The organism is Streptomyces sp. NPDC012508, from assembly GCF_042902595.1.
Classification (GTDB): Bacteria; Actinomycetota; Actinomycetes; order Streptomycetales; family Streptomycetaceae; genus Streptomyces.
In genome coordinates, this window is the sequence record NZ_JBIBEO010000005.1 from 328,053 (window position 1) to 344,685 (window position 16,633).

Here is a 16,633-nt window from a genome sequence, read left to right on the forward strand (position 1 = left end):
TCGCGGGGCCCGAGCACTGGTGTCTCGGCTGTCCGCTCACATAAGATAGTGGTCACTCTTTTTCTTTGTCGAGGTAATACGAGGTAACGGGCCAGTGGCGGAACACAGGCAGGAACGGGCAATCCGCACGCGGGAGTTGGTGCTCCGGGCCGCAGCGGAAGTGTTCGACGAAGCCGGGTACCTCGGCGCGAGCATCACCAAGATCCTGGATCGGGCGGGCGTCACGGCGGGTGCCGTGTACTTCCACTTCCGGTCGAAGGAGGGGCTGGCCCGCGCGGTCATCCTCGAACAGGCCGCGGACCTGAAGTTCCCCGAGGGGGAGGGCGGTCTCCAGCAGCTCCTGGACATGACCGGGTATCTCGCGGTCGAGATGCAGCGCAACACCCTGCTGCGGGCCGGTGTCCGACTGGCGGTCGAGCAGGGGGTGGTGGGCAAGCAGGAGTACTCGATATACGAGTGGTGGGCCGACCGCTTCCACCAGGAGCTCGTCGTGGCGCGGCAGAAGGACCAGTTGCTCGACGGCGTGGACGAGGCCGCCTTCGCGCAGCTCCTGGTCGCCGCGTACACCGGTACGCAAGTCATGTCGCAGCTCTCCACCGGCCGCGCCGACCTGCCCCGCCGGATCGCCGACATGTGGCGCTGTCTGCTGCCGGCCCTGGCGCCGGCGTCCGTCATCGGCGGCCTGCGGATCCCCGAGGGGGACGCGGTGGGCGCCACGTGAGCCGTCCTCTCCGGGTCGTACTGACCGGGGCGACGGGCTTCGTGGGTTCACGGGTGCTGCACGAACTGGCCGCGTCCGCGCGCGAGACCGGCCACGAGCTCTCGATCCGCGCTCTCGGCCGACCGGCGTCCGTGTCGGCGTCGTCCTCGGCGTTTCCCGGGGTGACGTGGGTGCCTGTGGACCTGACGGACCGGGCGTCGCTGCGTGGGGTGGCGGGCGGGGCGGACGTCCTGATCCACCTCGCCTCGCGCATCTCCGGCGACGAGGGCCAGTGCGCGGCGGTCAACATCCAGGGAACGGCGGGCCTGGTCGACGCGGCCGTCCGCTGGGGGGTGGACCGCATCGTCCACCTGTCCACCGCGGCGGTCTACGGACCGGGCCCGCACCGCGGGATCGCGGTCGACGAGATCGCGCCCGCGCCGGTCTCACCCGCCAGCCGCACCCGGCTGGCCGGCGAGACGCCGGTGCTGGCCGCGGGCGGAATCGTGCTGCGCCCCGGGCTCGTCCTGGGTGCGGGCGACCGCTGGGTGGTGCCCGCGCTCGCGGAGCTGCTCGAACGGGTCCCGGCCCGATGGGACGGCGGCCGCGGGCTGCTGTCGCTGGTGGGCGTGGACGACCTGGCCCGCCTGATCACCACCCTGGCGACCGCTCCGGACGCGCCGGTGTCCGGGGTGTACCACGCGAGCCATCCCCGGCCTGTCGGTAACGGTGACCTGATGGCGGCGCTGGCGGCGCTGGACGTACTGCCCTGGGCCGAGGAGGACTGGCCGTGGGAGGCCTGCCTCGACCGGCTGCGGAGCACCCCGGGCCGAGTGAGCGAGCGCCAGTTCTCACTGCTCGCCCAGGACCACTGGTACGCGTCCGAGGACATCTGGCACGCGACCTCGTGCCCCCCGGGCCCGGGCCCCCTGACCCGCCTCGCGGCGGCGGCCCCCTGGTACCGCGCCTTCCTCGCCGAACGGAGGGTGGCGGGGGCGGCGCGGTAGCGGGGGCCGGGACGTCTGTCCGGGTCCGGGCTCAGCTCGCCGGCCCGCAGGAGCAGGCCCCGGCCTCCGTGCCCTGCTCACCGGCCTTCGCATCGAGCCCCGCGACTGACCGCGCCTCGCCGGAACGAGTGAGGCGCATCACTCTCCGGGCGCTTCGGGTCGGGCATGAGTGATCATCACCGGATGGACGCTCGTTTCCGTGGCATCACCGATCTGGTCGAAACCCCGTCCGTGGCGGTCGTGGTCGACGTCATGCGCGCTTTCACCGTGGCCGCCTGGGCCTTCGCGCGAGGGGCGGAAAAGATCGTTCTCGCCGGGTCGCTGGACGAGGCCCTGGAGCTGAAGGCGCGCCACCCGGACTGGGTGACGCTCAAGGACGGCGCGCCCGCGCCCGGTTTCGACGCCGTCAACTCGCCGGGTCTGCTGCGCTCCGTCGACCTCGGCGGACGCACCGTCGTGCAGAAGACCACGGCGGGGACGGTCGGCGCCCTCGCGGTCAAGGAGGCGTCGCTTGTGCTGTGCGCCGGCTTCGTGGTGGCGGAGGCGACGGCGTCGTTCCTGCGGGCGCGGGGGAGCGACACCGTCACGTTCGTGGTCACGGGCGAAGACGGTCGGGCCGAGGAAGACCTGGCATGTGCCCAGTACATCGCTCGAAGGACCACCGAGACCGCGACGGACGCCGCCGAGTTCCTCCGCCGTGCCGCCGGGTCACGCGCAGCCACCGAACTGACGGAAGGGGTGCGTCGAGGAGCCCACCCCGACGACGTCGCACTCTGCCTGGAGGTCGACCGCTTCCCCTTCGCCATGGTGGCAACCCCGGAAGGCCCGCTCATGGTCCTCCGCCCCCACGCGATGCCTTCGCCGACCGACCGACCGACCGACCGACCGACTGACCGACTGACTGACTGACTGGCACGGCACCGGGACGGCCAACTCCCGGCGGGCGCACAAGCGTTGCCGAACAGTGATCATCTTGAACGCAACCTTCGGCCCCGCCATGTGTCTTAGGGGGAGTCGGCCGCAGGCCGTCGTGCTGGCGGGATCGCACGCCAGGTGGACAGGGAGCGCGAGACGCCCTAGGGCGGGCGACCGACCCGTGGAGTTCGACCCGGAATGGGACGCGGAGCCGTACGCGCTGCCCTTCCACCCCCTGGAACTGGGCAACGAAGCCCTGCGCTCCTTCTTCGGCTTCCTCCTGGAAGGCCGGCCCTTGCCCGAGGACGTCGATAAAATAACCGGACGAGCCCATTGTTCGGCTTCCGCCTCACGGACCCGGGTACCTCCCGCCGAGCCGAGGAGCGGGCCGGGCTCGAAGAGGCGGCTCAGCGGATGCAACGCAGGCGGCTCTGCCTCGGCCCAGACGGGACCTGGATCGAAGCCGTCGGCGAGTGACTGCAGCACGCGCATCTCATCGGAGCCGTGCAGCCCGCCAGATGTCGGTGATGCAGCCCTCTTCCATGTCCCACCATTGTTGGGCCACGCCGTGGTCGAGAAGCCGCTGGACCTTTGCGAGGTCTGCCTCCGGCGGCACGTCGAGAGCGACCATGCCGAACCGCTCGATCCCTTCTCCGCCCACTCCCAGTTCCGCGAAGGCGTTCAGAACGCTCTGGCGCGCCGCGCCAGATCCCTTGTCACGCAGCACGATCAGCCGGATCGTGCAGTGCTGCGACGGCTCGACCACGTGGCTCGCCCAGAGAACGCCTTCCTCGTCGGGGCGGATGGTGAGGACGTCTCCGCACGCCACGCCACGTACGAACCAAGGAGTGTTGTCGAGTTGCACGGTGCCGTTGCCTCGGTCGAGAGCAGAAAGACTCTCCACCGAGGCAGGCGGCCAATCGCCGTCCGTCTCAAGGCGGAAGTGCACCTTCACATGTTCGACTCCGGTCTGCGTCATCCAGTCAGGATGCACGATCTCTCGGGCTCGGTCCCGTGCGGCTCCGTGCTTGAATCGGCGCATGATCGAGTGGCAGCTACCGAGGTGCGGGCGCGGACCGTACGACGAGGTTCCACCCGTTCTCGAGCGGGTTCTGCGATCGCCGTCCCGCGATGAGGAAGCATGGCGCGAACTCTGGCACCTCCTGGCCACCGAGGGGCTCACCGTCTCGGCAGCGAGCTTCGCCGCGCTCCCGTATCTGCGAGACATCGCCCAAGTCGGTGAGACGACTGCCGTGGACCGGGCGTTGAAACTGGCCGGAGCGATCATGGCAGGAGTCCACCAGGACCATGGCGCCGACGATCTCATCAGGAGCTTGGCCCCAGTGATCGTCGAACTGAAGCAGATGGTCTCCAGGCGCCTCGCCGACAGTGACCTTTCAACGGCGACCGCGATGGCCCTCTTCCGCGCTCATCTCGCATTCGCCGGCGCGAGCGTGTGGAGCCTGGCCGAGTACGACTTCGAAGACGGCTTCTACGAGGTCGGCTGCCCCCACTGCGAGATGCGCGTCACCGTGGCGATCGGCGACCACGGCCGCTACTCGGCCTATCGCGACTGGGATTTGGGAGACATTCGCCGCCGCCCGCTCAGGCCTGTTGCCGCCGGTGAACTTGGTGCCACGGCCCGGTGGATGTACGAGACGGCCCTGAGAAACGGTTGGGAGCGGATGGCCGAGGGTCTGACCTACCTCTTCGGCCACGCCGAGTGCCCCGACTGCTCCAGCGTATTCATTATCGCGGACCAGTACACAGCCTCCGCCACACCTGCCTCACGACCTGGCTCAACAACGGCATCCCGCCCGCCTCGCGCTTCCACTGCTCTGAAGGCACTTGGTCGAGCCCGCTGAGCACCGCCGGCGTGAGCGGTGGCCAACATGGCAATGCCCCCTCAGCTGGACTGGGCGACTGATCGGTGAGCCAGCTCAGCCGTCGGAGGGCCGCTCCGGATCTGCTTCCAGAGGGTTGAGGACACTCTGGGCGAGCTGGACGAACTTGAGGAGGTCGTTCCCCACGTCGCCTGCAGTCCAGGAGAACTCCCGTTCCGGGGAGGACGCGTGCGCGGCGCTGAGAGCGTATTCGAGCATCTCGCACGCTTGCTCCCGTGTGAGGGAGCCGTCCTCGATCAGAGGACTGCAGAACCAGAGGTATGTTTCGACGTTGGCGAGGAGGCGCGCTACGAGGTCGGAGGGCGGCCTGACGGTCTCGTAGAAGGGCACTGGGTCGCCGCCCTCACGAGGCACCACGAGTCGGCCCATTCCGTATCCCCCCGTTCTCGCCTCCCGGTCAGTCGAGTACGGGACAGTCCTACCGCCCAGTGACGTATGAGTGGGCGTCTGGGGGAACGGGAAATCCGAGCCGCGCGCCGCTTCCAGGATCCAGTGGGTGGCCGTCCTTCTCCAGGCAGGAGACACCTGCTCCCTCACCCCATGACGGAGTTGATCCAAGGCTGTCACGACTGATTCTTCGAGACCGGCATGGACAACCACGGACCACGAGGTACGTACGCTGCCCGAGGACTCGTAGTCACTGAGACCCGAGCTGGCTTCGTTGTAGACCTCCCAGGCCGCTTCGGTAACCTCCTCCGGACCTTCCAGGAACACGAGAGCAGCCGCCTTCTCCACGCGGCCAAGAGCCTCACGTGCCTCTCGCGTATCGCGTGTCACCCCGTAGAAGTCTTTGTCGAACTCCTCTACGGCGAGCTGCAGCTTGTGGGCCTCGTTGATGAAGTCCGCATAAACCTGGCGCCGCGCGCTGCCCGTGCTTTGGGCTGCCGCCCCCTTGATCTGCTCGCGAGCGGAGTCAAGGGCGGCGCGGTAGGCGGCCTCCGCCTGTGCGTGGGCGGCCTCGGCTGCCCGATGAGCCGGTCTAGCTTGGATGCGGGCCGCGACGATGGCAGTGATAGTGCCGAAGGCGACGCCGCCGAGCGCTCCGAAGGCGGATATCCACGCTGCTGTCACTTCAGGTTCCACGACGGCTGATCATGCCGTATGCGCTTGTTCAACGGGTGTTTTCGGGCGCAGCCCATGTGCCAGTTCGCCGGGGGCAGACGAGAGGGGAAAGGGACTGGTCACGGCTCGGCGGCCATGCCAACGTTGACGACCGCCCAGAACCCCGACCTCTCGGAGGCGCCCTGTACCGGCAGCACAACGACGAACCCTCCCTCCCGGACCCGATGTACTGGATCACCCCACGCCATCTGGCAGGCGATGAAGGTTATTCCACGTCGACGCCGTATCCACGTACGAGGGTCTCGAGGCCATGGTCGTAGCCCTGGCCGACGGCGCGGAAGCGCCACCGTGGGCCCCGGCGGTAGATCTCGGCGAGGAGCAGGGTGCGTTCGCTGGTGGCGGCGTCCAGAGTGGCCTGGGCCGTGGCCGGAGCGTCGACGCCCGGTGCGAGGGTCATCTGGACCGCTCCGATGTTCCCGAAGGTGGCGGCACCGTCGATGGCGGCGGCGATCGCGATCCTGTGGGCGGCGGGAGGCAGTGCCGCGAGGTCGACGGCGATGGTCTGCTCGGTCGGGCCGTCGCAGAGGAGACGGGTGGCTCCGTCGGGGCTTTCCGGCGCGCTGTAGAAGACGAAGTCCCCGTCGCAGGAGACCTGCTCGTCCTCGTCGAGGACGAAGGCGACGACGTCGATCTCGCAGTTCGTCTGTCGCACCCAGGAGGCACTCACGTGCCAGTGGCCGCCGGTGGCAAGTGCGGGGAGATCGATGACTCCGCCGCGCGGCAGGATGTTGGTCATCGCACCGTCCTGAGCGGGGACCTCGGCCGGCTCGGAGGTGGGGGCTCCGAGCCATCCGTGCGCGTGGACCGGAAGCTCCAACGCGGTGATGCGGGTCATGCGGTGGTCGAGTTCGCCCCCGGGGAAGAGGACGACGTCGGTGACGCTCGCCGAGAGGTTGATCGCGGCGGCCCCGCCCAGCTCGACGACCCTGGCTCGGGCGGCGGACGCCTCCTCGTGGGTGCCACCCAGAATCAGGACTCGCCGTCGGCCGAACGGCTTGGCGGAATGCGTGGACTCGGGCCCCCTGGGCGCCGGCACGTCCGCGACGGCTGCGTTCGCAGCGGGGGACGGCGTCGGCGTCGAAGGCGGCGTGGCCGGGGTCGCCGCTTCCGGCGTCTTCTTCGGTGTCTCATTCTCGTGCGGTGTCCCGGGACGCACCTCTCCCAGCAGTTTGAGGAAGGTGTGCTCGTCGATTACCGAGACGCCTTCGGCGATCGCGCGCCGTGCCTTCGCCGAGCCCGAGGCCGCGTCGTTGGTGACGAGAGCGCTGGTGTGCCGACTGACCGACGACATGATGTTCAGGCCAGCGGCGACGGCCCGGGCCACCAGCTCGGCCCGGGAGGTCGCGGTCTCGCCCGTAATGGCGATCTTCATCCCTTGGACGAGTGGACCGCCGGGTGTCAGGCGGCCCGGGTTCCGGTAGGCGCACGGGGTCTTCGGCGGATTCGGTGCGAACTGCGGATCCTGCCGGGGAGGGCAGGGCACCAGTGGCAGTGGGACGTCCAGCCGTGCGGCTTCGGAGAGGGAGGACCGGAAGATCCCCGCGAGGACGCGTGTGTCGTCCAGCGCGTCATGAGCGCTGGTCTGCGGGACGCCATAGTGAGCGGCCAGTGACGCCAGGCCGAGGTCGGCGGAAGGTGGCTCCACACGCCGGTTCAGGGCCAGGGTGCACAGACGCTGAGTGACCGGGAGGTAGAGCCGGGCGCGCGCGAACTCATGGGCCAGGAAGTCGTAGTCGAACTGTGCGTTGTGGGCCACCATGACGCGGTCCTGCAGGAGTGCTCCGATCCGTCCGGCTACTTGCTCGAAGGTCGGGGCGCCGCTCAGCCGTTCCGCGGTTAGGCCGTGGATGTGCACGGGGCCGGGGTCGCAGCCTGGGTTTAGCAGGGTGGAGTACTCGCCGGTCTGGGTCCCGTCCGGCCCGAAGGTCAGCACCGCGATCGAGAGGATCCGGTCACGCCGGGCGATCAGGCCGGACGTCTCGACGTCGACCAGTGCCCAGTCGTTCGCGTAGTCGGGCAGGTGTGAAACGTCGAGCGCGGCGGCGAGAGACATGACGGTAAGGATGATCCGGGCGTGATCGCGGCTTCAACCCGAATGCCGATTTGTCCCCTCGACCCTGCCGAGAGACCGTCCCGGAACTTCGGGCCGATTTTTCGGGCCGGACGGCCGCCGAAGCTCGCTTCTGGCCGGTTCAGCCGGACAGAACGAGCCAACCGAGGCCGTCTCCCTGACGCCCCTGCCACCGACTGAAAAGCGCCCCTGACCAGCAAAAGACCCTCCCGAAGGAGGGTCCGTGGTAAAGCGCCCCCGGCAGGACTCGAACCTGCGGCCAAGTGCTTAGAAGGCACCTGCTCTATCCACTGAGCTACGGGGGCCGGGTGGTGGACCGGTGGCCGGGAGCCCCTGGTGGGTGGGGCGTGGCCTGCCGGGTCAAGGATAGGGCTCCGATCGCCTTGGCCCGGTTGCTTCACCTGCGTGGCACGATGTGGAGGTTCGGTGAAGCGGAACGATAATCGCAGGCAGGTGCGATTCCCGCAGTGTTTTTCACGCCACTCGGGCCGGGTGTTGTGCACTCGTTATGCCTGAGGTGCCTGTCGTCTGCTGTTCGGTCGGCGCGCAGGGCCCTTATACGCTTCAAAAAGGCTCCAAAATTGGGCATTCTTCGCATGTGGTGACCTTGGACGAACGGCCTCAGCTGATCGACGCACTCTCCGCCCTGCGCGACTGTGTCGCCGCCGTGCGTCTCCCACTCCCCCTCCCAGGCGCCCCACGCGCCCGCCAGACCCGGGCCGAGCTGCTCGCGCAGCTCGACGACTATCTGGTGCCCCGGCTGAAGGACCCCGACGCCCCCCTCCTCGCCGTCGTCGGCGGGTCCACGGGGGCGGGGAAGTCGACGCTCGTCAACTCCCTTGTGGGGCGGCGCGTCAGTGAGGCCGGAGTGCTCCGGCCCACGACCCGTACGCCCGTGCTCGTCTGTCACCCCGACGACCACCACTGGTTCGCCGGGATGCGTGTCCTGCCCCAGCTCACCCGCGTCTGGCTGCCCCAGCAGGACGACGACAGCCCGGGCGACGAACCCCCCGAGGAGAACGCGCTCCGCGTCGAGACCTCCTCCGCCCTCGTCCCCGGCCTCGCCCTGCTCGACGCCCCCGACATCGACTCCCTCGTCGTCGAGAACCGGCTGCTCGCCTCCGAGTTGATCTGCGCCGCCGACATCTGGGTCATGGTCACAACCGCCTCGCGGTACGCCGACGCCATCCCCTGGCACCTGCTCCGTACCGCCAAGGAGTACGACGTCACGCTCGTCACCGTCCTCGACCGCGTGCCGCACCAGATCCTCGGCGAGGTCTCCCGGCAGTACGAGGCCCTGCTCGACAAGGCCGGACTCAGGGACGTGCCCCGGTTCACCATCCCCGAGCTGCCCGAGTCCGCGGGCGGCGGCAGCGGCCTCCTGCCCGACAGCGCCGTCGCCCCGCTGCGCGCCTGGCTCGCCCACAGCGCCCAGGACCCCGCCGCGCGCCAGCAGGCCATGGGCCGTACGGCCTCCGGTGTCATCGACTCCCTCGACAGCCGGATGCCCGAGCTCGCCGGGGCGGTCGCCGCCCAGTACGCCGCCGCCGTCCGGCTCGGAGGCGCCGTCGAGGCCGCCTACGAGGAGCAGGGCGAACGCGTCCGGCAGCAGGTGCGCCGCGGCGCCGTCCTTGCGGGCGACGCCCGCACCCGCTGGCGCGGCTACCCCCGCGACAGCACCGCCGACGAACTGCTCGACGCCCTCGTCGAGTCGCTCGCCGCCCTGCTCCAGTGCGCGGTCGCCGCCGCCGACGAGCGCGTACGGGACGCGTGGCGCCGCGAACCCGCCGCAGCCGCGCTCCGCGCCTCCCCCGCCGCGCCCGACCGGGAGGCGAACGAGCGGATCGAGATGACCGTACGGCGCTGGCGGCGCGAACTCGAAGAGCTGGCCGAGGAGGAGCTCCGCGGCTCGGAGCGGCCGGGGACCGCCCGTACCGCCGCACCCGAGGCCGACACCGTCGCCGCCCTTCTCGCCGCCGCCCTGCTCGGCGGCCGCCGCACCCGCGGCGCCGGCGAGCGGCTGGCCGAACTGCTCGGCGCCAAGGCCGCCCTGCGTCTGCGCGACACGGGCGGCGCGCTGGTCATGACGTACCTCGACCGGGCCCTGCACACCGAACGCGACCGGCGCCTCGCCCCCCTCGACGCCCTCGAAGTGACCCCCGAGCCGCAGGCGGAACTGATCGCCGCGCTCTCCGTACTGCAGAAGGAGAAGTGAGGACCGGTGAGCAGCAGCACGGTGGACGACCGCGCGGACGACCGCTGGGACGACGGCCTGATCGCACGGCGGGCGAGCGAGCGTGAACGGGCCCAGGAAGCCGAGGAGGCCCCCGCGGAGGCGGAGGAGGACAGCCTTCCACCGCTCGGCGGGCAGTACGGCGGCTCCCTGCGCACCCGGCTCGACGCGCTCCACGAACTCGTCGGCCTCTCCCGTACGCGACTGGCCAACGAGACGCTCGCCGAGGCCGGACGCGTACTCGACGAGGCCGCCGCACGACAGCGGCTCTCCGCACGCCACACCGTCGTGGCGATCGCCGGACCCACCGGCAGCGGCAAGTCGACGCTCTTCAACGCCCTCGCGGGCGTACCCGTCTCCGAGACCGGACTGCGCCGGCCCACCACCTCGGCGCCCATCGCGCTGAGCTGGTCCGAGGGCTCGGCAGGCCTCCTCGACCGGCTCGCCGTCCCCGGCCGGCTCCGGCGCCGCCCCCTGGCGGGCGGGGCGGCCGACGAGGACCTCCAGGGCCTCGTCCTGATCGACCTCCCCGACCACGACTCGGCCGTCACCACCCACCGCGACCAGGTCGACCGGGTCCTCGGCCTGGTCGACGCCGTGATCTGGGTCGTCGACCCGGAGAAGTACGCCGACGCGGTACTCCACGAACGCTATCTGCGCCCGCTCGCGGGCCATGCCGAGGTCACCTTCGTCGTCCTCAACCAGATCGACCGGCTGGGCGGCGAGGCCGCCGACCTGGTCCTGGACGATCTGCGCCGCCTCCTGGACGAGGACGGCATCGCCCTCGGCGAGCACGGCGAACCCGGCGCCACCGTCCTCGCGCTCTCCGCCCTCACCGGCGAGGGCGTGGGTGAACTGCGCGAGCTGCTCGGCCGGTTCGTCACGGAACGGACCGCGCCCGCGCTCCGGCTCTCCGCCGACGTCGACGCGGCCGCGGCCCGCCTCCGCCCCGCGTACGTCTCCGACGGCCAGACCGGTCTGGGGGAGCGGGCACGGGAGGACTTCGCGGCCCGGCTCGCGGTCGCCGTCGGCGCCACGGCGGCGGGCGAGGCCGCCGAACGCGTCTGGCGCAGAAGCGCCATCCGCGCCTGCGGCACGCCCTGGCTGCGGCTCTACCGCTGGTACGAACGGATGCGCGCGCACGGCTCCACCGACCCGCGCCTCCAGGCACCGCTGGAGGACGAACTCACGGCGCGGCAACGGGTGGAGCAGGCCGTGCGGGTCGTCGCCGACGACGCCTCGCGCGGGCTCCCGGCGCCGTGGGCCCAGGCGGTGCGCGAGGCGGCGGCCCGGGGAGCCGACGGGCTGCCCGAGGCGCTCGACGAACTCACCGCGTCCATCGGCGATCCGGCCGCCCGCCCCCCGCGGCCCGCCTGGTGGCCGGCGGCCGTCCTGGCCCAGGTCCTGATGACGCTGCTGCAGGTCTTCGGCGCGCTGTGGCTGGTCGGCCAGATCATCGGGGTCGTGGAGCCGGGGCTGCTGCCGCCCGTCCTCATCATGCTCGGCGGCATCGTCGGCGGACCGTTGGTGGAGTGGGCGTGCGCGGCGGCGGTGAAGGGGCCGGCCCGGCGGTACGGGCAGGAGGCCGAACGGAAGTTGCGGGAGGCGGCGGCCGCGTGCGGACGGGCGCGGGTCCTGGACCCGATCTCGGCCGAGCTGATGCGCTACCGGGAGGTGCGCGACCAGTTCGTGACGGTGTCGGGGACGCGTGCGGGGGCCCGGGTGACGCGGCTGGGCGGAGCCGGCGGGGTTCGGTGGGGCGGTACGAGGGCGGGCGCGCGGATGAGGTGAGGCCGGCCGGGAGCCGCAGCACGCGGAGGGCGCTGTCCGCGGGGCGCCGGTCAAGAGGCGCGGGTTCACCCCTGTGGGTGACGGCGTTCTCCCCAACACCTCGCCCGTCCACAGGCTTCGGCGGGGTTCCGCCGACCCGTCCAGCATGGAGGTGCAGGGCAGCCAGGCCTGAGGAACGGGGAGGGACGGACATGAACGACACGATGGTGACGCTGGTCGGGAACGTGGCGACGAGCGTGGAGTACCGGGAGACGCCGACGGGCGGGGTGGCCCGGTTCCGGTTCGCGGTGACGGCGCGCCGCTGGGACCGCGAGCGGGGCGCCTGGTCGGACGGACACACCAGCTTCTACACGGTGTTCGCGTGGCGGGCGCTCGGCGCCAACCTCGCCGCGTCGGTCTCGGTGGGCGAGCCGCTGGTGGTGCACGGCCGGTTGCGGGTGCGGGAGGAGGAGGGGGAGGACCGTCAGGAGGGCCGCCGCAGGACGTTCGTGGACGTCGACGCGATGGCGGTGGGGCACGATCTGACACGGGGTACGGCGGCCTTCCGGCGGGTGGTGAAGGGCGAGACGCGCACGACGGAACGTCAGGGAGACGGCGTGGAAGGGGGTGTTGAACGGGACCCGTGGGAGGTGGCGGATGCCCCGAAGGCTCTGGCACCCGTGGCCTGACCTGGACTTGCGGGGATTTGTCGACTCCGTGGCCATCGATCCTCCGCTGAGCGGACACCTCTGATAACGATTCCGAGTCGGAATGGTTATCAGACTGTATGCGCGGGCATCAGGGTCTTCCCCGTCCATAGGATTCGCGGGTACTCATACGGGACTTGAGTCATCACTTGAGTCGGCAGTTGAGTCAACCGGGTCTGTGAATCTGCTGGCGATGCGCTCCCCCCACGTGTCATGTCTGACCTACGGCACGGAGCCGCTCGCCCGGAGGGGAAATTCATGTTTTCTGTTCGGAGGCGCGGCGTTGCCCGCCTTGCCGCCGCGACTGTGGTCTCTGGCCTCGTCGCCGCGGGTGCGATAGCTGTTGCGGGGCCGGCGCTGGCCGAGGACGGGGCGGACGGCACCGGCGGCGCGACCGCCACGCTGGGCAAGCTCACCGTCTTCGACACGGTCAAGATCAAGGGTCAGGGCAAGGTCTCTGCCGGCCTGTTCGAGATGCAGGTCACCCCCGGTGGTGTGCTGCAGACCTACTGCATCGACCTCTACACCGGCGCCAAGACGGGCCAGGAGTACAAGGAGGTCGGCTGGGACCAGTCGTCCCTGCACAACAACAAGAACGCGGGCAAGATCCGCTGGATCCTGCAGAACTCCTACCCGCAGGTCGACAAGCTCGACGAGCTGGCCAAGAAGGTCGGCGCCGCGAACCTGACCAAGGAGACGGCCGCGGCCGCCACCCAGGCTGCCATCTGGCACTTCTCCGACAACGTGGACGCCGAGCCCGTCAACAAGGACGCCCAGAAGCTCACCGAGTACCTGGAGAAGGAGGCGGTGAACCTGGAGGAGCCCAAGGCCTCCCTCAGCGTCTCCCCGGCCTCCGTCGCCGGTAAGTCGGGCGAGCGCCTCGGCCCGATCACGGTCGATACCAACGCTGCCTCCGCCGCGATCTCCCTGACCCCGGGCGCCCCCGCGGGCGTCAAGCTGGTCGACAAGGACGGCAAGGTCGTCACCAACGCCGTCAAGGGCGACCAGGTCTTCTTCGACATTCCGGCCGGCACGGCCGACGGCGCCGCCGAGCTGACGGTTCAGGCCGACACGACGGTCCCGATCGGCCGCGCGTTCGTCTCCACGAAGGTCAAGAGCCAGACCCTGATCCTCGCGGGCACCAGCAAGTCCAGCGTCAGCGCGAAGGCGACCGCCACGTGGGCCAAGAAGGGCGCGATCCCGGCCGTCACGGTCGAGAAGAACTGCGCCAAGGGCGGCCTGGACGTCACGGCGTCCAACGAGGGTGACGAGGACTTCACCTTCGAGGTGAAGGGTCAGAAGGTCACCATCGCCGGCGGCCAGTCCAAGACGGTGCTGGTCCCGATCGCCGAGGACGAGGCCTACGACTTCACGATCACCGGCCCGAACGGCTTCGAGAAGAACTTCAAGGGCGTCCTCGACTGCAAGACGGCCACCCCGGGCCCGCTCCCGACGGAGACCCCGTCGGCCGAGCCGTCCGTGACCACCCCGCCCACCGAGGGCACGGCCGGCGGTTCCACCACCGGCTCCACCACCGGTGGCGGCGACCTCGCCGAGACCGGTAGCTCCAACGCCACCCCGATGATCGCCGGCATCGCCGCGCTCCTCGTGGTTCTCGGCGGCGGCGCGGTCTTCTTCCTCCGCAAGAAGAAGACGGCCGGCCAGTAACAGTCCGGTAGGACACCCGTAGTACCACCGGCCCCGGTGCGCGCCACGCGCACCGGGGCCGTCGTGCGTGTACGGGGACGCACTCCCCGAGATCCCTTGACCTCGACTTCGGTTGAGGTTCTAGCGTGGCGTTCGCCCAGCATCGGTGGCCGCCCCGCAGGGGGCCTGGCCACGGCGACCCGGAGGAGAGCGACTTCGATGACCACTGCCTCGGAACGAACCGACGCCAAGCCGGCCGTGACCGTGATCGGCTTGGGCGAAATGGGCTTCGCGCTCGCCGGCGCCTTCCTGGGCGGCGGGCACGCGACCACGGTCTGGAACCGTACGCCGGACAAGGCCGGCGACCTCGTCGCCAGAGGAGCCGAGCGGGCTGCCTCCGTCCGCGACGCCGTTGCCGCCAGTCCCCTGGTGGTCGTGAGCGTGAAGGGCAACGCGACGGCCCGCGCGGTGCTGGAATCGGCGGGCGACGCGCTTGCCGGCCGCTCCGTCCTCAACCTCACGGACGGGACGTCGGCGGAGGCCAGGGCCGTGGCGGAGTGGGTCGGAGACCAGGGCGCGCAGTATCTCCACGGCCAGATCATGACGATCGCTCCGGGCATCGGGGGCGCGGAGTCGGTGATCTTCTACGGCGGTTCCGAGGCCGTGTTCGGCCAGTTCGAGGCGACGCTCCAGCTCGTCGGCGGCAGGGGAACGCTGATCTCGGCCGACGCCGGAGTGCCCGCGCTGTACGGGATGGCCGTGCACGGCACCATGTGGGGCGCGCTCAACGGATTCCTGCACGCGGCCGCCCTGCTGTCCAGTGAGGGCATCGAGACGCGGCGGTTCCTGGACGACGCCCGCCCCTCCGTCGACGCCCTCCTGGGGTTCCTCCCGGTGATCGCCGATGAGGTCGACCGTGGCGAGTACGCGACGCCGTACGGAGCGCTCCAGCACCACCGGCCCTCGGTCGAGGACCTCGTCCGCGAGAGCGAGGCGCGGAACATCGACGCCGAATTCCCCCGCTACACCCTCGGCCTCGTGAACAAGGCCGTGCAGAACGGCCACGCCCACGACAGCTACTCCCAGCTGGTCGAGCACTTCAGGAAGAAGTGACCACCGACGCGCGTGCGCCGGGCCGTCCGGGGGCCGTGCGAGGCCAGTCGCGGAGATCCAGCGGCATCCCGGGCAGCCGGGCCGTCGCGCGGGCCGGTAGCCGGCCAGGGAGTGGCGCTGGCGGGCTGGTCTGCTTGCCGGGAATCGAATCGCGATCAACGGGGTTGGAGGGGGACGAGCCGTTATTGGAGGGCCATGCGAGCGATTCAGGTGTACGAAGTGGGCGGTCCCGAGGTGCTGCAGGAGGCCATGGTGGACCAGCCGCGGCCGGGTCCGGGCGAGGCGGTCGTGGAGGTCGCCGCATCCGGGGTCAACTTCCTCGACGTCTACCACCGCGAAGGCCGGTACAGCCTCCCGCTGCCCTTCACCCCGGGCGCTGAGGGCGCCGGTACGGTCGTCGAAGTTGGACCCGGCGTCGCTGACGTCGCAGTGGGGGACCGGGTCGGTTGGGTGGAGATTCCCGGCACGTATGCCGAGCGGGCCGTCGTGGACTCCTCCCGGCTGGTGCCGCTGCCCGACGATATCGACTTCGAGACAGCCGCCGCCGTGCTCCTCCAAGGCATGACCGCGCACTATCTCGTCAAGGACGCCTACCCGGTTCAGGGGGGCGACACGGTGCTCGTGCATGCGGCTGCTGGTGGCATGGGGCTGCTTTTGACCCAGCTCATCACCCATCTCGGCGGCAGGGTGATCGGCACGACGTCGACCACGGCGAAGGCCGAGCTGGCGAAGCGTGCCGGGGCCGCTGAGGTGATCCTTTCCTCCGCAGTCGACGATCTCGCAGCCGAGGTGAGGCGGCTCAACGGCGGTCAGGGACTGCCGGTTGTCTTCGACGGCGTCGGCGCGCACACCTTCGATGCGAGCCTCGCCAGCCTGCGAACCCGCGGCCATCTCGTGCTCTTCGGCGCGGCGAGTGGTGCCGTGCCGCCGTTTGATCCGATTCGGCTCGCCCACGGCGGTTCGCTGACCCTGATCCGGCCCAGCCTCGGGCACTTCATCGCCGATCGGTCCGAACTGCTCCGACGGGCCGCCGATGTGTTCGAGTGGGTGCGCTCCAAGGCGCTTGAGGTCACCGTAACGGGCCGCTACGCATTGTCCGAGGCCGCCCAGGCCCACAGCGATCTGGAGGCTCGGCGTACCACCGGCAAGCTGCTCCTCGTACCCGATGCGGCCGCTATCGGACGCCGCGAGGAGACGCAGAGCTGATCGCGGGTGACGAGGTCGGGGATCTTCGTGGGTCCACTTCTGGGAGATCGTCGAGGTGATCGCCCTGCCCGAGAGAACGCCGAGGGCCTCGACGGCAGGGCGAATCCCATGGCGTCGACATCGCCGCCCGACCGCGACGGCCCGATCAGCGACGACGCGGCCCGAGCCGAGACCGGCGAACACGCCCCGAAAAGGCGAAGATCCCGCCCGATCAGTAGATCGGACGGGATCTCGTCAA

Annotated in this window: 13 protein-coding genes, 1 tRNA gene and 1 pseudogene; 11 read left to right on the plus strand and 4 right to left on the minus strand. The window is 70.4% G+C overall.

All coding sequences use genetic code 11. The annotated features are described in order from the left end of the window. Positions 1 to 94: 94 nt before the first annotated feature. The 4 genes and pseudogenes from ACFY8U_RS19015 to ACFY8U_RS19030 form a co-directional block, all read left to right on the plus strand. Positions 95 to 721, plus strand: coding sequence for a ScbR family autoregulator-binding transcription factor (locus ACFY8U_RS19015; protein WP_389571499.1), 627 nt, complete (start codon positions 95 to 97; stop codon positions 719 to 721). Further along, a complete protein-coding gene (locus ACFY8U_RS19020; RefSeq protein ID WP_389571502.1) occupies positions 718 to 1,707 on the plus strand; it encodes an NAD-dependent epimerase/dehydratase family protein in 990 nt (329 codons plus the stop codon). Before ACFY8U_RS19015 ends, ACFY8U_RS19020 begins: the two co-directional genes overlap by 4 nt. Positions 1,708 to 1,890: 183 nt before the next feature. After that, on the plus strand, positions 1,891 to 2,616 hold the full coding sequence (locus ACFY8U_RS19025; RefSeq protein WP_389571505.1) for a 2-phosphosulfolactate phosphatase: 726 nt from the start codon (positions 1,891 to 1,893) through the stop codon (positions 2,614 to 2,616). Between the two features lie 88 nt (positions 2,617 to 2,704). Beyond that, positions 2,705 to 2,926: pseudogene (locus ACFY8U_RS19030) on the plus strand (DUF6928 family protein); the annotation flags it as partial. A gap of 189 nt (positions 2,927 to 3,115) precedes the next feature. Here ACFY8U_RS19030 and ACFY8U_RS19035 read toward each other — a convergent pair. Continuing rightward, positions 3,116 to 3,601, minus strand: coding sequence for a DUF4265 domain-containing protein (locus ACFY8U_RS19035; protein WP_389571508.1), 486 nt, complete (start codon positions 3,599 to 3,601; stop codon positions 3,116 to 3,118). 61 nt (positions 3,602 to 3,662) lie between these two features. Here ACFY8U_RS19035 and ACFY8U_RS19040 point away from each other — a divergent pair, with 61 nt between their 5' ends. Next, positions 3,663 to 4,487, plus strand: a complete 825-nt coding sequence (locus ACFY8U_RS19040) for a hypothetical protein (RefSeq protein WP_389571510.1) — start codon at positions 3,663 to 3,665, stop codon at positions 4,485 to 4,487. A 75-nt stretch (positions 4,488 to 4,562) separates the two neighbouring features. Here ACFY8U_RS19040 and ACFY8U_RS19045 read toward each other — a convergent pair whose 3' ends face one another. The 3 genes from ACFY8U_RS19045 to ACFY8U_RS19055 form a co-directional block, all read right to left on the minus strand. Further along, positions 4,563 to 5,609 (minus strand): hypothetical protein, encoded by a 1,047-nt coding sequence (locus ACFY8U_RS19045; protein WP_389571512.1) that lies wholly within the window; start codon positions 5,607 to 5,609, stop codon positions 4,563 to 4,565. A gap of 244 nt (positions 5,610 to 5,853) precedes the next feature. Next, positions 5,854 to 7,701 carry a TerD family protein gene (locus tag ACFY8U_RS19050; protein ID WP_389571514.1) on the minus strand — a complete coding sequence of 616 codons (1,848 nt, stop codon included), beginning with the start codon at positions 7,699 to 7,701 and terminating at the stop codon, positions 5,854 to 5,856. 250 nt (positions 7,702 to 7,951) lie between these two features. Continuing rightward, positions 7,952 to 8,024, minus strand: a tRNA-Arg gene (locus tag ACFY8U_RS19055). 302 nt (positions 8,025 to 8,326) lie between these two features. Here ACFY8U_RS19055 and ACFY8U_RS19060 point away from each other — a divergent pair. From ACFY8U_RS19060 to ACFY8U_RS19085, 6 genes are all read left to right on the plus strand, one after another. Continuing rightward, positions 8,327 to 9,934: a dynamin family protein gene (locus ACFY8U_RS19060; RefSeq protein WP_389571517.1), complete on the plus strand. Its 1,608-nt coding sequence runs from the start codon at positions 8,327 to 8,329 to the stop codon at positions 9,932 to 9,934. A gap of 6 nt (positions 9,935 to 9,940) precedes the next feature. Then, on the plus strand, positions 9,941 to 11,743 hold the full coding sequence (locus tag ACFY8U_RS19065) for a GTPase (protein WP_389571519.1): 1,803 nt from the start codon (positions 9,941 to 9,943) through the stop codon (positions 11,741 to 11,743). 191 nt (positions 11,744 to 11,934) lie between these two features. Further along, entirely contained in the window at positions 11,935 to 12,411 is a 477-nt protein-coding gene (locus ACFY8U_RS19070; RefSeq protein ID WP_389571522.1) for a single-stranded DNA-binding protein, read from the plus strand. Between the two features lie 276 nt (positions 12,412 to 12,687). Beyond that, positions 12,688 to 14,097, plus strand: coding sequence for a Cys-Gln thioester bond-forming surface protein (locus ACFY8U_RS19075; RefSeq protein WP_389571524.1), 1,410 nt, complete (start codon positions 12,688 to 12,690; stop codon positions 14,095 to 14,097). A gap of 198 nt (positions 14,098 to 14,295) precedes the next feature. Beyond that, the gene (locus ACFY8U_RS19080; RefSeq protein WP_389571526.1) at positions 14,296 to 15,189 is read left to right on the plus strand and encodes an NAD(P)-dependent oxidoreductase; all 894 of its coding nucleotides are present in this window, start codon (positions 14,296 to 14,298) and stop codon (positions 15,187 to 15,189) included. A 195-nt stretch (positions 15,190 to 15,384) separates the two neighbouring features. Further along, positions 15,385 to 16,395 carry a quinone oxidoreductase family protein gene (locus tag ACFY8U_RS19085; RefSeq protein WP_389571528.1) on the plus strand — a complete coding sequence of 337 codons (1,011 nt, stop codon included), beginning with the start codon at positions 15,385 to 15,387 and terminating at the stop codon, positions 16,393 to 16,395. Positions 16,396 to 16,633 lie beyond the last annotated feature (238 nt).